Source organism: Umezawaea sp. Da 62-37, from assembly GCF_032460545.1.
Lineage (GTDB): Bacteria > Actinomycetota > Actinomycetes > Mycobacteriales > Pseudonocardiaceae > Umezawaea.
The window spans coordinates 5086202-5108314 of sequence record NZ_CP135965.1; the positions used below are offsets into that span (position 1 = coordinate 5086202).

Consider the following 22113-nt stretch of genomic DNA (forward strand, 5'->3'; position numbering starts at 1 on the left):
CGCAGGTCACGCGTACCGGACCGGCCAATCACCCGTTCGGACCGGACGATCCCGCCCTGCTCGGGTCCACTCCCACCGGCTGGGACGGCGAACCGCCCGAAACACAACTGCCGCCGACCCCGGAAGACCGGGATCGGCGGCAGTCGAGCGCTGATGAAGAACCCGCGCGTGGGCTACTTGCCGCGCTTGCGACGCTGAACGCGAGTCTTGCGAAGCAGCTTGCGGTGCTTCTTCTTCGACATGCGCTTGCGGCGCTTCTTGATGACCGAGCCCATGCGGGTTCCTTAGCTACTAGACGTTGGTGGTTCTCCATGCTCCGGTGCTACCTACGGACGCGCGCCCGTCAAGCGGGCACGCCGACACCAGGCACGAACGGCTGCCCAGTTTACCCCGCGCCCCGCACCGGCCCGACCACGAGGGTCACCCGGCGTCGAAATACGCGTTCTCCAAGTAGGCGTGCACCGCCTTCTCGGGCACCCGGAACGACTTGCCCACGCGTACCGCGGGCAGCTCTCCCGAGTGCACCAGGCGGTACACCGTCATCTTCGAGACACGCATCATGGAGGCCACCTCGGCCACGGTCAGGAACTGCACCTGAACGAGGCTCGACCGATCGTTCTCCTTCGCAGGCATGCAATCACCGCGTCCTTCGACACGTGTCGTGCCGTCGGCTTCCCCACCGACGGTTCGACACGCACGTGCTGCTCCGAGAGTAGCGGGACAGGTGGGGCTACTGCGACGTCCAAAGGCCCCCTATCCCGGCCGGTGCGCCCAGCGGCTCCCTGATCAGCCCTCCTGGTGGGCCCGCCCGAGTTCCGCCGAGCGGTCCCGCGCGGCCTCGATGGCGGCCAGGAACGCGGCCCGCACCCCGTGCTTCTCCAGCTCCCTGATCGCCATGATCGTGGTGCCCGCGGGCGACGTGACGGCCTCGCGCAGGATCACCGGGTGCTGGTCGCCCCGCGCCAGCATCGCCGCCGCGCCGACAGCCGACTGGATGATCAGCTGCCCGGCCAGGTCGCGCGGGATGCCCAGCAGGATGCCCGCGTCGATCATCGCCTCGACGAGGTAGAAGAAGTACGCCGGCCCCGACCCGGACAGCGCCGTCACCGCGTCCTGCTGCGACTCCGGCACGCGCGCCACCCTGCCCACCGTGGACAGCAGCTCCTCGACCAGGTCCAGGTGCTCGGGACCCGCGTGCCTGCCCGCGGAGATGGCGCTCATCGCCTCGCCAACGAGCATCGGCGTGTTCGGCATGACCCGCACCACCGCCGTGCCTTCGGGCAGCCTGCGCTCGTACAGGGCCGTCGGAAGGCCCGCGCACAGCGACACGACCAGGGCGCCGGGCCGGACCACCGGCGCCAGCTCGTCCAGCAGCGGCTCGATGTCCTGCGGCTTCACCGCCACCACCAGCACGTCGGCGCGCCCCGCCGCCGCCGCGACGTCCACGGCCTCGGTCCCGTACTGCTTGGCCAGGTCCTCCGCGCGCTGCGGGTGCTTCTCGGTGAACAGCAGCTCATGTGCCTCGCGGCCGCCCCGGAGGAGCCCCGACAGCAGGGCTTCCCCGATCTTGCCCGCGCCCAGCACGGCGATCGTCGTCATGCGGACAAGGGTGCCACCCGAGCGCCGCCGGAGTCGCTCCGGTGGCGGTCGGGTGGGGAAGATCCTGGAACCGCTCAGCCCGCGGGCGTCAGCGCCAACTGCCGCGACTGGCAGATCAACCGGCCCGTCGAGTCGATCACGACGGCGTCCTCGTCGAACCACTGGCCGTGCACGGCGCTGCACGACACCTGCACCCGCAGCCACCCCGGTGCCGGGTTGGCGCGCATCAGGGCGGTCAGCTGCACCGTGGGCGACCAGCCGAAGCGGCCGAGGTTGAACGTGACCGGCATCGAGATGTCGCCCGCGATGAGGGCGAAGTACGGGTCGGGGCGCTCGCCCTTCGGACGGACCCACAGGCGCAGCACCAGGGGGTCGCCGGTGCGGCCGGTCAGGAACCCGGCGCCCTGCTGGTCGAGGCGGACGTCGCAGACGGCGCCGAGCTTGTAGACGCCGCCGGACTCCATCGTGCTCAGGTCGATGGCGTCGGCGGGCGGCTCGGCCGGGATCGACGGCAGGTCCGCGTAGTCCGGGGCCTGGTCCGGGATGCGGCCGACGGTGACGACCGATTCGACGCAGCTGCGGCCGCGCTGCTCGAGCGTGGTCGACACGACCGTCGCGGTGCGGCCCGACTTGCGGATCTCGGTGCGGAGCAGCACCGGGCCCACTTCGGGGGCGCGCAGGAATTGGGAGCTGACGGAGAGGGGGGCGAGACCCTCGGTTCCGGGAACGGCGTCGGTCGCCGTCCTGGTGGCGGCACGGGCGGCGAGCACGAGCAGGAACCCGCCGTGCGGCTTTGGACCGATGGTCCACTCCGCGGGCAGGCTGGCCGTGTAGGTCCCGTCTCCGAGCGAACGCACTGCACTGGCGGCCGTGAACGTGGGCACCGAGCTCCTCGTACGAATTGTCATGAGCGGCTGACCAGCGACCGCAGGAAGAATGTGACGTTGGCCGGGCGTTCCGCCAGCCTTCGCATCAGGTACCCGTACCACTGCTCGCCGTACGGCACGTACACGCGGACCACGTTCCCCTCCGAAGCTAGCCGTCGCTGCTCGGCGGGGCGGATCCCGTAAAGCATCTGGTACTCGAAACTACCGGGCTTCCGGTCGTGCCAACGCGCCCGTTCGCCGATCACGTCGACGAGCCTCGGGTCGTGCGTGGCGAACATCGGGAAGCCGTCACCCGCGAGCAGCGCGTTCGCACAGCGGACGTAGTTGAGGTCGACCTCGTGCGGGTCGACGTGGGCGACGCAGTCGGGTTCGGCGTAGGCGCCCTTGCACAGCCGCACGCGGGAGCCCGCGAGCTCGCGGCAGTCGTCCAGGGTGCGGCGCAGGTACGCCTGGAGCACGGCGCCCACCCACGGCCAGCTGCGGCGGAGCTCGGCGAGCACGCGCAGCGTGGAGTCCGTGGTGGTGTGGTCCTCCATGTCGAGCGTCACCGTGGTGCCGCACTGCTCGGCGGCCGCGCAGATCCGGGACGCGTTGGTGAGCGCGAGGTTCTCCCCCAGCGCCTGGCCGACGGCGGACAGCTTCACGCTGACCTCGGCCTTCCCGGCCAGCCCGACGGCGTGCAGCCGGTCGAGCAGCTCCAGGTAGCTGCGCACGGTGCTCTCGGCCTGCCGCCGGTCGGTGGTGTCCTCGCCGAGGTAGTCCAGCGTGACGGCGAGGCCGTCGGCGACCAGCGACCTCGTCACGTCGACGGCCTCGGCGGTCGACTCGCCCGCGACGAACCGGCGCACGACGTCGCGGCTGACAGGGGCCGACGCCACGAGTCCGCGAACGGCGTCGTTGCCCGCCGCCGCGAGGATCAACGAGCGCAACGGGTTCACGCGGCTGACCTTACGTGGTGGCGGGCCTTCAGCGCGCGGCTTGCCAGTCCAGGTGCAGCCGGGCGAACACGAGCGACTCGGCCAGCATCGCCGACCGGTCGGCGGCACCGCGGGCGCGCCTGGTGTTGATCTCCAGCACGACCTGGCCGGTGAACCCCGACCGCGCGAGGCCCTCGCACACGGCGGCGCACGGCTGGGTGCCGCGGCCGGGGACCATGTGCTCGTCCTTGGCCGCGCCGCTGCCGTCGGCGAGGTGGACGTGGGTGAGGCCGTCGCCCATGCGCTTGGCCAGTTCGACGGCGTCCACGCCCGCGGCCGCGGTGTGCGACAGGTCGAGCGTGTAGTGCCGGTGGCCGACGTCGGTGGGGTCGATGGACGGGGCGAACGCGGTCACCTGCACGGAGCGGCCGCGGCCGAGCGCGCGCCGGACCGGGAACATGTTCTCCACGGCGATGTCGACGCCGCTGGTGTCCTCCAGCGACCCGACGAGGTCGGCGAACCCCTCGGCGTAGCGGCGCTGCCAGCGGAACGGCGGGTGCACCACGACGGTGGGCGCGCCGAGGTCGGCCGCGGCCGCGACGCTGCGGCGCAGCCGTTCGACCGGGTCGGGCGACCAGACCCGCTGGGTGATCAGCAGGCACGGGGCGTGCACGGCCAGCACCGGGACGCCCGTGCGGCCGCTGAGGCGTTCCAGGGCGCGGACGTCCTGGCTCGTGGGGTCGGCCCAGACCATGACCTCGACGCCGTCGTAGCCGAGTTCGGCGGCCAGCTCGAACGCGGCGCCCGCGGGCTGCGGCCAGACCGAGGCGGTGGACAGCCCGACCGGGATGTTCCCGGTCAAGACTTCACCAGCAGCATCGCCGCTGGTGAGACCGTCACGATCAGTCCGACGAGAACGGCGAGCAGGGTGGTCTGCAGGTCGTCGGCCTTGCGGATCTTGCGGACCAGCAGCACCAGGCCGACGGTGACGCCGAGCGCCAGCACCAGCGCCGCCGCCGGGAGGGCGCGCCACAGGAAGTTGAAGCCGAGCCACAGCACGGCGCCGCCGAGCACGCCGACCGCGAGCTGGGCGATCATGACCAGCCACTCCTTGATCGGGGAGCGCTCGACCTCCTCGAAGTCCTCGTCGTCCTCGTCGACGTCCGCGAGCCCGGCTGGGCTGTCGGCGGGGTCGAAGTTGTCGACGGAGTAGTTGTCCGAGTAGTCGTCGACGTAGGGGCCGGGGTGCGCGGCGGTGTGCTCCTGCTCCGCGAACTCCTCGTCGTCGTCGCCGAACCACTCCTCGGGCCTGGCGTCCGGCAGCGGTGGGGGCAGTTGCCCCGGCACGGGCGGCAGGAGGGGCACGGACCGCGTGACCTGGGTGTCGTCCGGGCCCGGCTGCTGGGCCGGGACGCGCGGGATGAGGTCGGTCATCGCCTCGCGCACCGGAGCAGGCGGCGGCGGACCCATCGGCGGACGCGGCGCGCCCGGCCGGGACAGGTCCGGTTTCGGCAGGTTGCCGCGCGACAGGTCCGGCTTGGGCAGGTTCGTCCGCGACGGCGGGTCCGTCTTCAGCAGGTTGGCCCGCGAGGACTCCGGCTTCGGGATGTTCGTGCGCGACGGGTCCGGCTTGGGGATGTTGGTCCGCGACGCGTCCGGCTTCGGCAGCGCGTACTCGTCGACGATCGGCGGGACCTGCCGGGTCTCCTCGGCCGGGTCGACCGGGGGCACCGCGGGACGGCGCACCTCGGGGCGACGCGGGTCGGAGCGCGGCTGGTCGCCCTGGTGCGGGTCGAGGCGCGACAGGTCCGGGCGGGACAGGTCGGACCTGGACGGATCGAGCCGGGACAGGTCCGGGCGCGACAGGTCGGACCTCGACGGGTCCGGGCGCGGCAGGTCGGCGCGCGACGGCTCCGGGCGGCTCGGCCGCGGCGGCTCGGCCCTGGGGGGCGCGGCCTTCGGCGGCTCGACGCGCGGCGGCGTCACCTTGGGCGGCATCACCCTCGGCGGCGGCTCGGTGCGGCGCAGGTCGGTCTGGGACGGCTCCGGGCGCACCGGGGCCGCGTACTGCGTGCGGTCCGGGTCCGCGTCCGGCTTGGCCCGGCGCCCCGAACGGGTCGGCGGCGGCTCGACGGCGGGGTCGACCGCCTTCATCTGGCCGCTGTCGGAGTTGACCCGCTCGATTATCGCCTGCGGGCCGGTGTCGGTCGGGTCCTCCGCACGCCGTCGTCGTCGACGCGGCGGCGCGTCGCCCGCGCTCGCGCCGTACTGGGCCAGCAGCTCAGCGACCGTGCGCTGAGTCTGCTCGGACTCGCTCTCTCGACTCATCAACTCCACCGTGCTCCGTGCTGGCCTGAACGTCCAGTGTCACCCGGCTGCCGGCCTGGAGCCGTCGGCGCGGTCTGTTCCGAGCCGTCAGTGTGGTCCAACCTCCGAAGGATGACACCTTCCCGCAGGGCCCAGGGGCAAATCTCGAGCTGCGTGAGTGACAGCGCTCGCATCGTGGCGTCGGCCACGAGGGCTCCCGCGACCAGCTGGTGGGCCCGGCTGGCGCTCACGCCCTCCAGCTCCGCGAGGTCGCCCGCGGACATCCGGGAGACGAACGCGATCAGCTGCCGCAGCCCGGCGTCGGTGAGGACCCGCTTGGCCCTCGGACCGGCCGAGGACGGCGCGGCGCCCGTCAGGCGGGCGAGCGTCCGGAAGGTCTTCGACGTGGCGACCACGCGGTCAGGTGTACCCGAACGGCGCAGCTCCTTCGCCACCGAGGCCAGTTGATCATCCAGCCATTCGGTGGTATCGCGGATCTCGGCGCGGCTCGGCGGGTCCTTGCGGAACCGCGTCCTGGTCAGCCTGCCCGCGCCCAGCGGGACGGAGAACGCCTGCTCGGCGTCCTCGTCCACGCCCACCGCGAGCTCCAGCGAACCGCCGCCGATGTCCAGGCACAGCAGCCTGCCCGCCGACCAGCCGTACCAGCGGCGCACCGCGAGGAACGTGTAGCGGGCCTCGTCGTCGCCGGTGAGGACCTTCAGGTCGACCCCGGTCTCCTTGCGCACCCGGTCCAGCACCTCGGCCGAGTTGCCCGCGTCGCGGACCGCGGAGGTCGCGAAGGCCATCAGGTCCTCGCAGTCCAGCCGCTCGGCCGCCGCCTTGGACGCCGCGACGGTCCTGATCAGGTGGTCCGCCCCCGCCCTGGTGAGCTGCCCGTTCGCGTCGAGCTGCTCGGCCAGGCGGAGCACGGACTTCTCCGAGCTCATCGGCGTCGGGTGGGCACCCCTGTGGGCGTCCACCACGAGCAGGTGGACGGTGTTCGACCCCACATCGAGGACCCCGAGGCGCACGCGGTGCACCGTACCCGGTCGGCCGGGTCAGGACTCGAACTTGTACCCGAGACCCCGGACCGTCACGAGGTGCCTGGGGGCCGACGGATCGGGTTCGATCTTGGAGCGCAGGCGTTTGACGTGCACGTCCAGCGTCTTCGTGTCGCCGACGTAGTCCGCGCCCCACACCCGGTCGATCAGCTGCCCCCTGGTGAGGACGCGGCCGACGTTGCGCAGGAGGTACTCCAGCAGGTCGAACTCCTTGAGCGGCAGCCCGACCTCGCCGCCGTCGACGGTGACGACGTGCCGCTCGACGTCCATCCGGACCGGTCCCGCCTCCAGCACCTGCGGCAACAGCTCCTCGGCCTCGCCGCCGCGGCGGAGCACCGCGCGGATGCGGGCGATCAGCTCGCGGGCCGAGTAGGGCTTGGTCACGTAGTCGTCCGCGCCCAGTTCCAGCCCCACGACCTTGTCGATCTCGCTGTCCCGCGCAGTGACCATGATCACCGGTACGGCGGAGCGCTGGCGGAGCTGCTTGCACACGTCGGTGCCGCTCATGCCGGGCAGCATCAGGTCGAGCAGGACGATGTCGGCGCCGTTGCGGTCGAACTCCTCCAGCGCCTCCTGCCCGGTGGCGGCGAGCGCGGCGGTGAAGCCCTCCTTGCGGAGCAGGAAGGCGAGCGGATCGGCGAAGGACTCCTCGTCCTCCACGATGAGCACCCTGGTCACAGCTCTCCTCCATGCGTTGTCGCGAGTTCCTGCTCAGGCAGGGCGGGGGCCCGGTCCACCTGGTCGAGGTGGACGGGGATGCGGAGGGTGAACGTCGAACCGGTGCCGGGCAGGCTCCACAGCTTCACGTCGCCGCCGTGGTTGAGCGCGACGTGCTTCACGATGGCGAGGCCGAGCCCGGTGCCGCCGGTGGCCCGCGAGCGGGCCCGGTCGACCCGGTAGAAGCGCTCGAACACGCGGGTCTGCTGGTCCTCGGCGATGCCGATGCCGCGGTCGGTGACCGCGATCTCCACGAACCCCGCGACGAGCCTGCGGCTGATCGACACCGGGCTGCCCGGCGGCGAGTAGGCGACAGCGTTGTCGAGGAGGTTGCTCAAGGCCGTGACCAGCAGCATCCGGTCGCCCTCGACGACGAGGCCGCCGGGTTCGTCGCAGCTGATCCCGATGCCGGACGACTCGGCGCCCAGCCGCGACCGGCCCAGCGCCTCGGACACCACGGTGTCGACGTCGACGGCGGTCAGCTCGGGCAGCTTCTCGGCGCCCTGGAGCCGCGACAGCGCGATCAGCTCGGTCACCAGCGTGCCCAACCTGGTGGCCTCCTGCATGATCTTCGCGCTGAACTTCCGGACCTGCTCCTCGTCGTCCACGGCGTCCAGGACGGCCTCGGCGAGCAGCGCGAGCGCCCCCACCGGCGTCTTCAGCTCGTGGCTGACGTTGGCCACGAAGTCGCGCCGGGTCGCCTCCAGCCGGACGGACTCCGACTCGTCGGAGGCGTCCACGACGGTGAAGTTCTCGACCAGCACCTTGACCCGCGCGTGCACCGCCTCCGGCTGGCGGCCCTTGACCTCCAGCGGCGACAGGTCGACGTGCACCTCCTCGCCGTCGCGCCGGACCAGTTCGGCGGCCCGGCGGGCCCGGTCGTCGGCGCGGTTGTTGCGCACGACGCCGAGCTCCTCGGCGCGGGCGTTGTGCAGCACCACGTCGCCGAATCCGTTGAGGACGGCGATGCCGTCGTGGGAGGACTGGACGACCATCGCCATGAGGTCGGCGACCGTCAGTCCGGTCGTGGTCGAGGCCTGCTTGCGGACCGTGGCGCGGCCGATGAGGAAGGCCGCGCCGCCGGTCAGCACGAGGCCGACCACCAGTGCGAGGTAACCCAGTGCGGTCACGACCGAATGGTAAGCAGGTCAGGGGTGCCGCGGCCTAGGGCCGAGGGGTCAACCGTGACACCCGCGACACCCCTGGAGCGCTTGTTCTTCACGCGTCCAGCCCGTGTTCACCCAGTCGTGTCCATCCGGCGTTCAGAACGCGGCGAGGTCCTCTTGGGACAGCCGCAACCCGCCGGCCGCCAGGTTCTCCTCCAGGTGCCCGACCGAGGACGTCCCGGGGATCAGCAGGATGTTCGGCGACCGGTGCAGCAGCCACGCCAGCGCCACCTGGCGCGGAGTCGCGTCGTGCCGCTTGGCGACCGTCTCCAGGTGCTCCAGGTCGAGCGGCTGGAACCCGCCGAGGGGGAAGAACGGCACGAACGCGATGTCCTGCGCGGCCGTCGAGTCGACCAGCGCGTCGTCGTCGCGGTGGGCCAGGTTGTAGTGGTTCTGCACGCACACCACGGGCGCGACGGCCTGCGCCAGGGCCAACTGCGCGGCGTCCACGTTGCTGACGCCGATGTGCTTGATCAGCCCCTGTTCGCGCAGCTCGGCCAGAGCGGTCATGCCGGCCTCGATGTCGTCGTCGGCCATGATGCGCAGGTTGACCACGTCGATCGCGTCGACCGCGAGCCGCTTCAGGTTGTCGTGCACGGCCGAGCGCAGCTCGTCGGGGCTGTTCGCGGGCAGCCACGCCCCCGTGTCGTCGCGGCGGGCGCCGACCTTGGTGACCAGCACCAGGTTCTCCGGGTAGGGGTGCAGCGCCTCGCGGATGAGGTCGTTGACCACGTAGGGGCCGTAGTAGTCGCTGGTGTCGATGTGGTCCACGCCCAGTTCAACCGCGCGGCGCAGCACCGCGCGGGCCTGGTCGGCGTCCTCCGGCGGGCCGAACACGCCGGGGCCCGCGAGCTGCATGGCGCCGTAACCGATCCGCTTCACGTTCAAGTCCATGGCACCAGGGTGGACGGAACCTGCCACCGCCCGCATCTCGTGGCCACAAGCTGCCATGCTCGGCGGATGGACCTGATCGAGGTGGTGCACGGCGAACGCGAGCTGTTCGAGCGCGCCGGTCACCTGTTCGACGTGGACGAGATCGCCTGCGCGGCGAACACGCTGTTCACGTGGTGGAAGACGAACGCCCGGTCCATAGGGGACCCGAGGCGCGTCAAGCGGCTGCGCAAGCTGTTCCGGCTCAGCGCGATGCTCGACCCGTCCTGGTCGCAGCAGGCGCACGTGATGGCCGAGCACGGCGCGGAGGTCCGCGTCACGCCGGACGACCTGCACGAGACGCTGCTGCTCGGCGACCGGTTCGTGATCATGGCGGGCGACACGTCGCGCGGCGAGAGGTCCTACAGCGTCATCTCCGCCCCGAAGGCCGTGCGGGGCATCCACGCCCTCTACGAGGCCGCGTGGCGGGCGGCCAGCCCCCTGGAGGTGCACGACGCGTCCATGGTCGAGCTGCGGCCGTTGACGCCCGGCATCCTCACCGCGCTGAACGACGGCCTGACCGACGAAGCGGCGGCACGCGCGCTGGGGCTGTCCCTGCGCACGTACCGCCGCCGCGTGGCCGAGCTGATGGCCGCGATGGGCGCCACGTCCCGCTTCCAGGCCGGGTCGCGGGCCCGTGAGCTGGGCCTGGTCTAGTTAGCGGCCCTGGTTGGCGACGGCCTTGATGGCGTCGGCGGCCGCGTCCGGGTCGAGGTAGGTGCCGCCGGGCGTGATCGGCTGGAGCGCCTCGTCGAGGTCGTAGCGCAGCGGGATGCCGGTCGGGATGTTCAGGCCGGCGATGTCGTCGTCGGAGATGCCGTCGAGGTGCTTGACCAGCGCGCGCAGCGAGTTGCCGTGCGCCGTGACCAGCACGGTCTTCCCCGCGCGGAGGTCCGGCACGATGGCGGACTCCCAGTACGGGATCATCCGCTTCACCACGTCGAGCAGGCACTCGGTCAGCGGCAGGTCGGGGCCGAGGTCGGCGTAGCGCGGGTCGGCGTCCTGGCTGAACTCGGCGCCGGGCTCGATGGGCGGCGGCGGGGTGTCGTAGGAGCGGCGCCAGAGCATGAACTGCTCCTCGCCGAACTCCGCCAGGGTCTGCTTCTTGTTCTTGCCCTGCAACGCCCCGTAGTGCCGCTCGTTGAGGCGCCAGTCCCGCTTCACCGGGATCCAGTGCCGGTCGGCCGCGTCGAGGGCGAGGTTCGCCGTCATGATCGCCCGGCGCAGCAGCGAGGTGTGCAGCACCTCCGGCAGCACGCCCGCCGCCGTCAGCAGTTCGCCACCGCGCTTGGCCTCGGCGACCCCCTTCTCCGACAGGGGCACGTCCACCCAGCCGGTGAACAGGTTCTCGGCGTTCCACACGCTCTCGCCGTGGCGGAGCAGGACCAGGGTTCCCACAGACATGCGTCCAACCCTAAGGGGTGGCGCCGCGCCCGCGGGACGAGCGAGGGCGGCGCCACACCGGTCAGACCTCCGCGGCCACGACGTCCTCGGCCTTGACCCGGCCGCGCAGCGGCACCTGCTTGATGAACAGCGCCACCACGACGCCCACCGCGGCCACGCAGGCCGCGACCGTGAACAGCGTCGTGACGCCGTCGGTCACGGCGGTCTGGAAGATCCGCTGCGCCTCCACCGGCAGGGACTTCAGCACGGCGGGGGTCATCTGGTTGGCCGCGCCGGGCAGTGCCGCGCCGCCGGACAGGGAGTCCGTCAGCGAGCTGGTGTAGAGCGCGCCGAGCAGGGACACGCCGATCGAGCTGCCCATGTTGCGCAGGAACGTCGACGCGCCCGTGCCCGCGCCGATGTCGCGCAGCTCGATGCTGTTCTGCGCGATGAGCGTGGAGGTCTGCATCAGGCAGCCCATGCCCGCGCCGAGCAGGACCATGTAGAACGCGGTCGTGGTCTTGGTGGTGTCGAGGTCGATCGTGGCGAACAGGCCGAGCGAGAGGGCGATCAGCGCGCTGCCGACGATCGGGAACACCTTGTAGTGACCGGTCCTGCCGATGATCGTGCCGCTGGCGAGCGACACCGCCATGGCCGCGATCATCATCGGCATCAGCAGCAGGCCGCTGTTCGTCGCGGACGAGCCCTGGACGAACTGCTGGAACTGCGGCAGGAACGTCACCGCGCCGAACATCGCGAAGCCCGAGATGAACGCCAGGCCGCCGGAAAGGGTGAAGTTCAGGTTCGTGAACACGCGCAGCGGCATGATCGGCTCGGCCACCCGGCGCTGCACGACCACGAACGCGACGAACGTCACCAGCGTCAGCGCGATCAGGCCCAGGATCGTCGGCGAGGACCACTCGTACTCCGTGCCGCCCCAGCTCGTGATCAGGACCAGCGACGTGATCCACACGGTCAGCAGGCCCGCGCCCAACCAGTCGATCTTCGCCTTCCCGGTGCCGCGCGGCAGCTTGGCGAGGGTGAACCAGCACACGAACAGCGCGATCACACCCAGCGGCAGGTTGACGTAGAACGCCCAGCGCCACGAGAAGTTGTCCGTGATGAAGCCGCCCGCGAGCGGTCCGCCGATCATCGCGACCGGCATCACGGCCATCATCAGACCCATGTACTTGCTGCGCTCGCGCGGCGGGATCATCTCGCCGACGATCGACAGCACACCCACCATGAGACCGCCCGCGCCGAGGCCCTGCACCGCGCGGAACGCGATCAGCTCGCCCATGTTCTGCGACATCCCGGCCAGCGCCGAGCCCGCGAGGAACACGACCACCGACGAGATGAACGTGATCCGACGGCCGAACAGGTCCCCGAGCTTGCCCCAGATCGGCGTGGACGCCGTCGACGCCAGCACGTAGCCCGTCGTCACCCAGGCCAGGTGGCTCAGACCGCCGAGGTCTCCGACGATCGTGGGCAGCGCGGGCGCCACGATCATGTTGTCGAGCATGGCCAGCAGCATCGCGATGACCAGACCGCTCATCGTGACCATGATCTGCCGGTGGGTGAACTGGGCCGGAGCTCCGGCCCCGGCTACCGGGGTGGCTTCTGTCGTCATCGTGCGGTCCTTCGCGGGATGCTCAACTTACTTACCGGTCGGTCAACAGAGTACTTACTGACCGGCAGGTAAGCAACCGCTATGCTGAAGGTGCAAAACGGACGGAACGAGGGCAGGCGCATGACCCAGCGACGCAAGACGGGCGACGACCGCCGCGCCGAGATCCGCCGCGTGGCCCTGGAGCTCTTCACCGTCCGCGGTTACGAGGCCACCTCGATGCGCGAGATCGCCGAACGGCTCGACATCACCAAAGCGGCGCTCTACTACCACTTCGACAGCAAGGAATCGATCGTCCGCAGCCTGTTCGAGGAACGACTGGCCACATTGGACGCGCTGATCGAATGGGCCGAGGCCCAACCCCCCTCAGCCGACCGCACGGCCCGCATCGCCGCAGGCTGGTTCTCCCTCGTCGTCGAAGGCGGCCTCGGCTTCGCCAGGTTCGCCCTCGCCAACCAGGCCGCACTCCGCGACCTCATGCCGCACAAGGGCGGCGCAGGCGGCCTCGACCGCATGCAGAAGGTCTCCGCCCTCATGGCCGACCCCGGCACACCCCCACTCGAACTGCTGAAGATCCGCATGGCCCTGATGAGCGCCAACCTCGCGGTCATGGGCTCCCACGACCTGAACCTCACCGACGAGGAGATCATCCGCGCGGCAGCCGAGACAGCCAGCCTGCTGGCTCCCGGCCTGGCGTCGGCGATCATGCCGGGTTAGGGGCTTCTGGGGTGTGGAGGCGTTGGGGCCGCGGGGGGCGCGCGTCGACACCAGGCACGTCGGCGTCAATCGTTCAAGCTGCGGCACGGAGGGGTCTGACCGGGCCGCCGGGTGAAAACCTCGGCTACCCCGTCAGCCAATTGAGCATCGTTTTCTGAAGAAAAACCTACTCAGAGCAACACCGCGGGGGAAGCGCGGGGCGGTCCGGGAGAGAGGGGGAGTCACAACTCGGACCACCCCGCGTTGGTTCCCCGCTAGAGCGGACATCGGGCGGGGGGAGCCCGGAAGTCCAGCGGGCCGCGGTTCGACGGGGGGTTTGCGAACCGCGAGGTTCCCTGCGGGGCTCGTGGAGTGCGTGGGAGCCGAGCCGCGCAGGCCCTGTCAACTTCGCAGATCGGGCACGGCGTCCACAAGGTCATCCGCTGCTCCATTCGAGTGCTGTTGCTCTCGGCCGGTAACGTCTTGCCACGCCTTGACCTGTGGTGTGGGTTGACTCACGATGACGCGATCACGGTGCAACGATCGACCGAATGAGGCCGCCGCATGATCTTCCGCAGTCCGTTCCCCGACGTAGTGGTCCCGGACGTCTCCTTGCACGAGCTGTTGTTCGCCGACGTCGCCGAACGCGCCGACCGGGTGGCGCTCATCGACGGCACGACCGGTGCCGAGATGACCTACGGGCAGCTCGCGGGTGCGATCGACAGGCTTGCCGCCGCCCTCGCCGAGAGGGGGATCGGCAAGGGTGACGTGGTGGGCATCCTCAGCCCCAACACGCCGTACTACGCGGTCGTCTTCCACGGCATCCTGCGCGCGGGCGCCACCGCCACCACGATCAACGCGCTCTACACCGCGAACGAGGTGGCCAGCCAGCTCGCCGACGCGGGCGCGAAGATGCTCTTCACCGTCTCGGTGCTCCTCCCGAACGGCTGGCCCGCCGCGCAGCGGATCGGCCTCACCGCGGACGACGTGGTCGTCCTCGACGGCGCCGAGGGCCACCCGTCCCTCACGACCGTCCTGGCGAGCACCGGCCCCGTGCCGGAGGTGACGATCGACCCGGCCGAGGACGTCGCGGTGCTGCCCTACTCCTCGGGCACCACGGGCAAGGCCAAGGGCGTGATGCTCACCCACCGCAACCTCGTGGCGAACATCGTCCAGTCCACGCCGATCATGCGCGTCGGCGACGAGACCCGCATCCTGGCCGTGCTGCCGTTCTTCCACATCTACGGCATGCAGGTCCTGATGAACCACGGCCTCTACGTCGGCGCCACCATCGTCACCATGCCGAGGTTCGACCTGCCCGAGTTCCTGCGGGTCATCGCCGAGCACCGCACCGACCGCGTCTACATCGCCCCACCGGTCGCGGTCGCGCTGGCCAAGCACCCGCTGGTCGACCAGTTCGACCTCTCCGCCATCGACACCATCTTCTCGGGCGCCGCCCCGCTGGACGTCGACCTGGCCGCCGCGGTCCGCAAGCGCCTGGGCTGCAAGGTGCTCCAGGGCTACGGCATGACGGAGATGAGCCCGGTCAGCCACGCCATCCCCGAGGGCCGCGACGACATCTCGGTCGGGACCGTCGGCGTCATCTACCCCAACATGGAGAACCGCTTCGTCGACCCCGCCACCGGCGAGGACGTCGGCGTCGGCGAGCGCGGCGAACTCTGGTGCCGCGGCCCGAACGTCATGAAGGGCTACCTCAACAACGAGGAGGCCACCGCCGCGACCCTCGACGCCGACGGCTTCCTGCACACCGGCGACGTGGCGGTCATCGACGCGGACGGCGTCGTCAGCATCGTCGACCGGGTCAAGGAGCTCATCAAGTACAAGGGCTACCAGGTCCCGCCCGCCGAACTGGAAGCCGTGCTGCTGACCCACCCCCGGATCGCCGACGCCGCGGTCGTGGGCGTCCTCGACGCCGACGGCGAGGAGATCCCGAAGGCCTTCGTCGTCCGCCAGTCCGGCGCCGAGGACCTCGACGCCGCGGGCGTGATGTCCTTCGTCGCCGAACGCGTGGCCCCGCACAAGAAGGTGCGCGTCGTCGAGTTCATCGACGCGATCCCGAAGTCCTCCGCGGGGAAGATCCTGCGCAAGGACCTCCGGGCGCGGGAGAAGGCTGGTTCGTAGCTCTCCCCACGGCACGGAAAGGCCCTCGGCAGTTCACCGCCGGGGGCCTTCCGCGTGTTCCGAGCGTCACCGCTCCGCTTGTTCGACGTCCCCCGCCGCCTGCACGGCGGCACCGCCGCCGGTCACCGGGCGGCGTCGCTTGCGGAGGGTCCAGAACACCGCGAAGAGCAAACCCAGCACGACGGCGAACGGCAGTACGGCGCCGATGACGACGACGATGACGCGGAACGCCTTGACCAGGGCGGACCAGCCGGAGGCGAGTGCGCCCAGGAAGCCCATCTCCTCTTCGGCCTGGGCCGCGGCGGACTCCTTGCGGATCGTGACCGAGATGGTCGACAGCGCGACCTGGCCCTTGAGCGAGTCGTGCCGTCGCTGCAACGACTCCAGCTCGCTCTGCCGCCTGGTCAGCTCGCCCTCGATGTCGGTGATCTCCGACGTCGTGGCGGCCCGGTCCAGCAGTGCCCGCACGCGGTCGACGCTGGCGCGCTGGGTGGCGAGCCTGGACTCGACGTCGACGACCTGCTCGGTCACGTCCTCGGACTTCACCGAGCGGCTGACCAGGGTGGTGCCGTCGATCTCGCCGATGCCCTTGAGCAGCACGTCCATCCGGTCGGCGGGCACGCGCAGCGTCACCGACCCGGTGGAGGAGCTCGAGTTCTCCAGGCTGACGAACCCGTTCTCGCGCTGGGCGAGTTCCTTCACCTTCGCCAGGACCGCTTCGACGTCCTCGCCGCGCAGGCTGACGTCGGCGGTGCGCACCATCTGCCGGTCCGCCGCCGCGGTGCCCGCGGGCTGGGACTGCGCCTGGTCGGGCGCGGCTTCCTTGGCGCCGGGCGTGCTGTTGCCCTGGGCGGGAGCGGGCGCGACGGCGCGTGCGGGCATGTCCGCGCTCCCGCCCGCGCTGCTGTTGTCGGCCCCGGAACACCCCGCGAGCGCCATGACGGCCAGCGCGGTCACCACAAGCGTGCGTCTACCCATGTCAGATCCCCTCCAGTGGCCCCGTGTGCAAGGGGTAGACGGAGGGGCGCGGGCGGGCAGTTGCGCCCGCCCGGTCACGATCAGGCCTCGTTCACCAGGTGCCTGAACGCCTGGAGGTTCGCCAGGGACTCGCCGCGCGAGACCCGCCAGTCCCACTCGCGCTGGATCGCGCCCGCGAACCCGATCTCCAGCAGCGTGTTGAAGTCGCCGTCGGCGGCCTCCACGACCTGGCCGAGCACGCGGTCCAGCTCGTCGGCCGTCACGGCGGCCAGGCCGATCCGGCCGACCAGGTAGATGTCGCCCTCGGTGTCGACCGTGTAGTGCACGCCGTAGAGCTTCGCGTTGCGGCGCAGCAGGAACCGGTACACGGCCTCGTGCGCCTCGTCGGGCTTGCGGCAGACGAACGCCTCCACGAGCAGCGCGTGGCGGCCCGCGACCAGCCAGCAGTTGGTCTGGAGCTTCTTGGTGCCCGGCAGGGTCACGAAGAACTTGCCGGGCTCCTTGTGCTCGTAGGCGAGCTCCCGTTCGTCCAACGTGGACTGGATGACCTCGTCGATCACCGGTGGACCTCCCGCTGGAACGCCTTGCGCGCGTCGGAGTACGCGGCCAACAGGGTGTCGGTCGTGCGTTCCCAGGAGAATCCTCGCGCGTGGGCGACCGCGTTGCCCGCCAGCCGGGCGCGGAGGTCGGGGTCCAGCGCCACGTGCCCGAGGGCCCGCGCCCACTCCGCCGGGTCGTGCCCGTCGACCAGGCAGCCGGACACGCCGTGCCGCACGGCCACCGGGAGCCCGCCGACGGCGGCCGCGACGACGGGGGTGCCGCACGCCTGCGCCTCCAGGGCGACCAGCCCGAACGACTCGTTGTGGCTGGGCACCGCGACCACGTCGGCCGCCCGGTACACCCGCGCCAGCGCGGGCCCGGCCAGCGGCGGCAGGAACCGCACCACGTCGGTGATCCCCAGTTCCGCGGCGAGCTGCTGCAACGCCTTCGGCTGCTCCAGGCCGCTGCCGGACGGCCCGCCGACGACGAGCACCACCAGCCGCGGGCGCAGCGACGGGTCGCGCGCCAGTAGTTCGGCGGCGGCGCGCAGCAGCACGTCGGGCGCCTTCAACGGCTGGATGCGGCCGACGAACGCGAACACGACCTGGTCCGGCCGCAGGTCCAGCCCGGCGCGGGCGGCGGCGCGGTCGCCGGGGGTGAAGGTCCCCAGGTCGACGCCCGGCGGGATGGTCAGCACCTTCTCCGGGGCGGCGTCGTAGAGGTCGACCAGCTCGGCCGCCTCGACGTCGGTGTTCGCGACGAGCCGGTCGGCCTCCTCGACCACCTGCTCCTCGCCGATCACCCGCATCCGCGGTTCCGGGTTGTCGCCGTCGGCGAGGGCGGCGTTCTTGACCTTCGCCAGGGTGTGCGCGGTGTGCACCAGCGGCACGCCCCACCGTTCGCGGGCCAGCCAGCCGACCTGCCCGGACAGCCAGTAGTGCGAGTGGATCACGTCGTAGTAGCCGGGTTCGTGGCGGGCCTCCGCGCGCAGCACGCCCGCGGTGAACGCGCACAGCTGGCCGGGCAACTCCTCCTTGCCGAGCCCTTCGAACGGGCCCGCGACGACGTGCCGGACCTTGATGCCGGGCGCCATCTCGACCACCGGCGGCAGCCCGGAGTTGGTGGCCCTGGTGAAGATCTCCACCTCGACGCCCTTGGCGGCCATCCGGGTGGCGGTCTGGACGATGTAGACGTTCATGCCGCCCGCGTCGCCGGTGCCGGGCTGCTCCAGCGGGGAGGTGTGCACCGAGAGCACGGCGATCCGCTTCACCGGGCCACCTCCGGACGGCGGGCCGCTGTCGCGAGCGCGGCGGCGAACTCCGCCGGGCGTTCCAGGAACGGCAGGTGCCCGGTGCCGGGCAGCAGCACCAGTTCGGCGCCGGGGATCGCGTTCGCGTTGTGCTCGGCGGCCGAGGGGGCCACCACGCCGTCGTCGAGGCCGTGCAGCACCACCACGGGCACGTCCACGGCGGCCAGCACGTCGGTGTTGTCCACGTCCCGGTCGAACAGCGCGGCGCGCACGGCGGGCGGCACCCGCAGCGCGGCGGCGGTCAGCCGGTCGACGGTCGCCGCGGGCAGCGAGGGCGCCATCGCGGCGCAGAACGCGGCCAGCGCGGTGTCGTCGGTGAGGGCGGCGGGCATCGCCGCGCGCATCACCGGCCCGATCCTGCCTCCCACCCGACCGCGGCCGATCCCGGTGATCGCGCCGACCAGGACCAGGCCGTCGACCAGGGAGGTTCCGCGCACCCGGAGGTAGTCCGCCACCACGAGGCCGCCGTAGGACCAGCCGACCAGCACGGCGGGGCGGCCGACGTGGGCCAGCACCGCGGCCAGGTCGTCCGCCCACGCCTCCGGGTCGTCGTAGCCGTCGGCGGGCACGTCCGAGTCGCCGTGACCGCGCAGGTCGACCGCGAACGTCCGGAACCCGTCGACCGCGGCCCACGCGGCGCCGGACTGGGTCCAGCCGTGCACCAGCACCACCGCCGGGCCGTCGACCGGCCCCGCCTCGTGGACCGCCAGCCGGACACCGCGCGCGGTGTGGATAGTTTTCTGCACGACGGGATCAACACCCGACCCCGTCCAGTGCTTCCCGCTCAGGCGGCCGACATGGTCTGCCACTCGGCCCACGGGATCTGCCAGTCGTACCAGTCGTACTTCGCGGGCAGCGTGGTGATGGAGCCGACCACCTCGACCGGGTCGCCGATCATCGCGGTGTCGTAGTAGGCCTTCGCGTCGGCCTCGGTGAGGTTCGCGCAGCCGTGCGAGGTGTTGTTGTTGCCGATGTTGGCCGCGTTGTCGTTGTTCTCGTGGATGAACTCACCGTGGTTGGAGAACCGCACGGCCCACTTCTTCAGCACGTTGGTGTAGCCGTACTGCGGGTTGTCGAAGCTCCACTGGTCGTCCTTCTGCATGACGATGAAGGTGCCGTTGGGAGTGGTCAGCTCGGGGTCCGCGTCCTTGCCGAAGCTCGCCGGGTAGCTGGCGACGGTCTGGCCGTCGCGCTGCACCACGAGCTGGTGCGTCGGGGTGTCGATCTTCACGACCTGGTTGCGGCCGATGGTGAAGTCGCTGGTCACGTCGGACGCGCCGTACGCGCCGCCGCCGTAGGCGACCCCGTAGAGCTTGGCCTCGACGTGCACCTTGGTGCCCGCGGGCCAGTAGGCCTCGGGGCGGTAGTGCACCTCCTGCTCGCTCAACCAGGCCCAGGAGCCCTGCACGTTCGCGCTGTTCGTCACGGTCAGCGCCTTCTGCACGGCGGCGCGGTCGGTCACCGGGGCGTCGAACTTGACCATGATGGGGATGGCGACACCCATCGTCTGGTCGTCGGTCGGGAACAGCGTGCCGCGGACCTGCGCGGCGGGGGCGACGGTGGAGAAGCCGCCCTTGAGTTCGGCGGACTTGCCGTCCGTGCCGGTCGCCTTGCCGCTGTAGGTGTAGGCCTTGCCGTAGCCGAGGGGCTCGGTGGTCGACCACGACTTCTTGTCGTCGGCCAGCTTGCCCGCGACGGGCTTGCCCTCGGGGTTGTCGACCGCGACCTCGTCGATCGTGCCGTCGGACACGGTGACGTTGACCGGCACGTTCACCGGGGCGTCCTTGGCGTCGGCGGCGGGGACGGCGGTGAACTTCGCGATGGAGACCTGCTCCTGCGGGGCACCTCCGGCGCCCTCCGGGCTCGCCTTGCCGGACTCGGTGCTGGAGCACCCGGCGAGCAGCGCCGCACCCAGCAGGAACGCGGTCACGGCCCGAAGCTTCGTCCGCACGATCGACCTCCAAAGCCTCGTTGACTGTCCCCCACGAATCAAAGACGTCCCGGCGCGGCGGAAGTGCCCACCGGATGGTGGTGATGCTCGTCATAGCCGGTGCGCCGATCGGACGAGCACGGCAGCATGATCACCGTGAAAAACGACCGTCGAACCGCTGTTGTGACCGGAGCGAGCGCGGGAATCGGGGAAGCGACCGCCCGCAAGCTCGCCGCCGAGGGCTTCCACGTGGTGCTGGCAGCCCGTCGGCTCGACCGCCTCCAGGGTATCGCGGACGGGATCGGGGGGACCGCTGTCGAACTGGACGTGACGGACGCCGACTCCGTCGCCGCCTTCCTCGACCGCGTTCCCGAGGCCGACGTGCTGGTCAACAACGCGGGAGGCGCCCGAGGGATGGGGCCCGTCGCCGAGTACAGCGAGGACGACTACCGCTGGATGTGGGAGACGAACGTCCTCGGCACGCTGCGGGTGACCAAGGGCCTGCTGCCGAAGCTGATCGCCTCCGGTGACGGCCACGTGGTGACCGTGACGTCCATCGCGGCCTTCGAGGTCTACGACAACGGGTCCGGCTACACCTCCGCCAAGCACGCGCAGGCCGCGCTGCACCGGAGCCTGCGCGGCGAACTGCTCGGGCAGCCCGTCCGGTTCACCGAGATCCTGCCGGGCATGGTCGAGACGGACTTCTCGGTGCTGCGCTTCGGCGGCGACGAGGAGCGCGCGGCGGGTGTCTACCAGGGCATGACGCCGCTGACCGCCGACGACGTGGCCGACGTGATCTCGTTCGCCGTGACCAGGCCCTCGCACGTGAACCTGGACCAGATCGTCCTGCGCCCGCGCGACCAGGCCTCCGCGACCAGGGTGAGCAGGACCTAGGCCTCCACCAGCAGGTCCACGTCCAACTGGTCCAGCACGGGCTCGATCGGGTTCGCGAACCCGATCGAGCCGGACGGGTTGCCCGCGCAGTACAGGCCGACGACGCGGTTGGCGTCGTCGAGCAGCACGGCGCCGGAGTCGCCGTGGTCGCCGAACCGGCCGCCGGGCCCCGCCTGCACGCGGATCTGGTCATGCAGGACGCGCACGCCGAGGTCGTTGCCGAAGTCGAGCACGACGGTCGCGTCCACCGACACGACGACGGCCTCGGTGCCCCCGGTGGTGCGGCCGCGCTTGCGCACCGCGGACCCGACGACGGCCCGCGCGTGGCCCCGCACCGGCCCGAGGCCGACCACCTCCGCCCGGCAGTCCAGGTGCGTGGTCAGCAGCAGCACGGCGCCGTCGACCGAACCGGACAGGGCTGCGCGCGCCAGGGTGCCGATCCGGTCCTCCAGGGGGTGGCCACCGTCCACCCGCGACGGATGGGCCATCCAGTCCCCCACCGACCAGGCGTCGTCCACGCAGGCCACGTGGAACGAGGTCAGCGCCATCAGCCTCGGCACGGCCGCACGGGGTGTGACCAGGGCTCCCAGGGTGCCGACCACGGGGTAGTCGCCGGGCACGGGCACGTCCGGCGGTACGAACCGGACGGACCGGCACGGGCCGAAACCGATGCCGCCGACCAGGCACGGGTGCCGCTCGGCGCCGTGCACGCCGCCGGACCAGGCCAGGGCGCGGTGCGGCTGGAACGTCTCCTGGACCACGTCGGTGGGCACGCCCGCGTACTGCACGGGGATCGCGAACCGCTGGCTGCGCCGCTTCACCTCGACGTAGACCACGATCGCCAACCGGCCCGTCGGCAGGCCGCCGGTGACCTTCTCGCCGATGTCGACACCGACCACACCGGGTCGGGCCAGCAGTTCGTCCTCGACCCGTCGCTTGATCGGTCTGATCGCCGCACGCGCGTGCTCGTCCAGGTAGGCCATGTCGACCTCCGCGATGTCCTCACCTCAATGAAACACGCATGGTGAGG

Annotated in this window: 23 protein-coding genes; 4 read left to right on the top strand and 19 right to left on the bottom strand. The window is 71.3% G+C overall.

All coding sequences use genetic code 11. The features are described from left to right. Positions 1-173: 173 nt before the first annotated feature. The 11 genes from RM788_RS23075 to RM788_RS23125 all read right to left on the bottom strand — a co-directional run bounded on the left by RM788_RS23075 (position 174) and on the right by RM788_RS23125 (position 9548). Positions 174-275: a 30S ribosomal protein bS22 gene (locus tag RM788_RS23075; protein WP_015105422.1), complete on the bottom strand. Its 102-nt coding sequence runs from the start codon at positions 273-275 to the stop codon at positions 174-176. Between the two features lie 145 nt (positions 276-420). Next, complete coding sequence (locus RM788_RS23080) at positions 421-633, bottom strand: helix-turn-helix domain-containing protein (protein WP_106186985.1); 213 nt, start codon at positions 631-633, stop codon at positions 421-423. A 153-nt stretch (positions 634-786) separates the two neighbouring features. Further along, on the bottom strand, positions 787-1599 hold the full coding sequence (gene proC / locus RM788_RS23085) for a pyrroline-5-carboxylate reductase (protein WP_315933826.1): 813 nt from the start codon (positions 1597-1599) through the stop codon (positions 787-789). A gap of 74 nt (positions 1600-1673) precedes the next feature. Further along, positions 1674-2483: a thioesterase family protein gene (locus tag RM788_RS23090; protein ID WP_399344496.1), complete on the bottom strand. Its 810-nt coding sequence runs from the start codon at positions 2481-2483 to the stop codon at positions 1674-1676. A gap of 20 nt (positions 2484-2503) precedes the next feature. Beyond that, positions 2504-3424, bottom strand: coding sequence for a proline dehydrogenase family protein (locus tag RM788_RS23095; protein ID WP_315933828.1), 921 nt, complete (start codon positions 3422-3424; stop codon positions 2504-2506). 28 nt (positions 3425-3452) lie between these two features. Then, on the bottom strand, positions 3453-4265 hold the full coding sequence (locus RM788_RS23100; protein WP_315933829.1) for a sugar phosphate isomerase/epimerase family protein: 813 nt from the start codon (positions 4263-4265) through the stop codon (positions 3453-3455). Continuing rightward, the gene (locus RM788_RS23105) at positions 4262-5731 is read right to left on the bottom strand and encodes an Rv0497 family membrane protein (RefSeq protein WP_315933830.1); all 1470 of its coding nucleotides are present in this window, start codon (positions 5729-5731) and stop codon (positions 4262-4264) included. The genes RM788_RS23100 and RM788_RS23105 overlap by 4 nt, the downstream gene beginning before the upstream one ends. Then, positions 5731-6741 carry a Ppx/GppA phosphatase family protein gene (locus RM788_RS23110; RefSeq protein ID WP_315933832.1) on the bottom strand — a complete coding sequence of 337 codons (1011 nt, stop codon included), beginning with the start codon at positions 6739-6741 and terminating at the stop codon, positions 5731-5733. The genes RM788_RS23105 and RM788_RS23110 overlap by 1 nt, the downstream gene beginning before the upstream one ends. A 27-nt stretch (positions 6742-6768) precedes the next feature. Further along, positions 6769-7449, bottom strand: a complete 681-nt coding sequence (locus RM788_RS23115) for a response regulator (protein ID WP_315933833.1) — start codon at positions 7447-7449, stop codon at positions 6769-6771. Then, the gene (locus RM788_RS23120; RefSeq protein ID WP_315933835.1) at positions 7446-8618 is read right to left on the bottom strand and encodes a sensor histidine kinase; all 1173 of its coding nucleotides are present in this window, start codon (positions 8616-8618) and stop codon (positions 7446-7448) included. The genes RM788_RS23115 and RM788_RS23120 overlap by 4 nt, the downstream gene beginning before the upstream one ends. 132 nt (positions 8619-8750) lie before the next feature. Beyond that, entirely contained in the window at positions 8751-9548 is a 798-nt protein-coding gene (locus RM788_RS23125; RefSeq protein WP_315933837.1) for an oxidoreductase, read from the bottom strand. Between the two features lie 66 nt (positions 9549-9614). Here RM788_RS23125 and RM788_RS23130 point away from each other — a divergent pair, with 66 nt between their 5' ends. Then, the gene (locus tag RM788_RS23130) at positions 9615-10241 is read left to right on the top strand and encodes a helix-turn-helix transcriptional regulator (protein WP_315933839.1); all 627 of its coding nucleotides are present in this window, start codon (positions 9615-9617) and stop codon (positions 10239-10241) included. Here RM788_RS23130 and RM788_RS23135 read toward each other — a convergent pair whose 3' ends face one another. Next, a complete protein-coding gene (locus tag RM788_RS23135) occupies positions 10242-10988 on the bottom strand; it encodes a phosphoglyceromutase (protein ID WP_315933840.1) in 747 nt (248 codons plus the stop codon). A gap of 61 nt (positions 10989-11049) precedes the next feature. Then, complete coding sequence (locus RM788_RS23140; RefSeq protein ID WP_315933841.1) at positions 11050-12597, bottom strand: MDR family MFS transporter; 1548 nt, start codon at positions 12595-12597, stop codon at positions 11050-11052. A 120-nt stretch (positions 12598-12717) separates the two neighbouring features. On the opposite strand from RM788_RS23140, the gene RM788_RS23145 reads away from it, so the two are divergent. Then, on the top strand, positions 12718-13311 hold the full coding sequence (locus RM788_RS23145) for a TetR/AcrR family transcriptional regulator (protein WP_315933842.1): 594 nt from the start codon (positions 12718-12720) through the stop codon (positions 13309-13311). A gap of 543 nt (positions 13312-13854) precedes the next feature. Next, positions 13855-15432, top strand: coding sequence for a 4-coumarate--CoA ligase family protein (locus tag RM788_RS23150; protein ID WP_315933844.1), 1578 nt, complete (start codon positions 13855-13857; stop codon positions 15430-15432). A 66-nt stretch (positions 15433-15498) separates the two neighbouring features. Here the strand turns inward: RM788_RS23150 and RM788_RS23155 are convergent, their stop codons facing one another. The 5 genes from RM788_RS23155 to RM788_RS23175 all read right to left on the bottom strand — a co-directional run bounded on the left by RM788_RS23155 (position 15499) and on the right by RM788_RS23175 (position 20210). Further along, positions 15499-16410: a DUF4349 domain-containing protein gene (locus RM788_RS23155; protein WP_315933846.1), complete on the bottom strand. Its 912-nt coding sequence runs from the start codon at positions 16408-16410 to the stop codon at positions 15499-15501. Positions 16411-16490: 80 nt separating this feature from the next. Continuing rightward, positions 16491-16970 carry a type III secretion system chaperone family protein gene (locus tag RM788_RS23160; RefSeq protein WP_106186970.1) on the bottom strand — a complete coding sequence of 160 codons (480 nt, stop codon included), beginning with the start codon at positions 16968-16970 and terminating at the stop codon, positions 16491-16493. Next, positions 16967-18220: a D-inositol-3-phosphate glycosyltransferase gene (gene mshA, locus RM788_RS23165; protein ID WP_315933848.1), complete on the bottom strand. Its 1254-nt coding sequence runs from the start codon at positions 18218-18220 to the stop codon at positions 16967-16969. The genes RM788_RS23160 and mshA overlap by 4 nt, the downstream gene beginning before the upstream one ends. Further along, positions 18217-19005, bottom strand: a complete 789-nt coding sequence (locus tag RM788_RS23170) for an alpha/beta fold hydrolase (protein ID WP_315933849.1) — start codon at positions 19003-19005, stop codon at positions 18217-18219. Before RM788_RS23170 ends, mshA begins: the two co-directional genes overlap by 4 nt. Before the next feature lie 38 nt (positions 19006-19043). After that, entirely contained in the window at positions 19044-20210 is a 1167-nt protein-coding gene (locus tag RM788_RS23175; RefSeq protein ID WP_399344509.1) for a L,D-transpeptidase, read from the bottom strand. A gap of 126 nt (positions 20211-20336) precedes the next feature. Between RM788_RS23175 and RM788_RS23180 the strand changes: the two genes are divergently transcribed. After that, entirely contained in the window at positions 20337-21083 is a 747-nt protein-coding gene (locus RM788_RS23180) for an SDR family oxidoreductase (RefSeq protein ID WP_315933850.1), read from the top strand. Here the strand turns inward: RM788_RS23180 and RM788_RS23185 are convergent. Beyond that, positions 21080-22066 carry a hypothetical protein gene (locus tag RM788_RS23185; protein ID WP_315933852.1) on the bottom strand — a complete coding sequence of 329 codons (987 nt, stop codon included), beginning with the start codon at positions 22064-22066 and terminating at the stop codon, positions 21080-21082. The two genes, RM788_RS23180 and RM788_RS23185, sit on opposite strands and share 4 nt — an antisense overlap. Positions 22067-22113 lie beyond the last annotated feature (47 nt).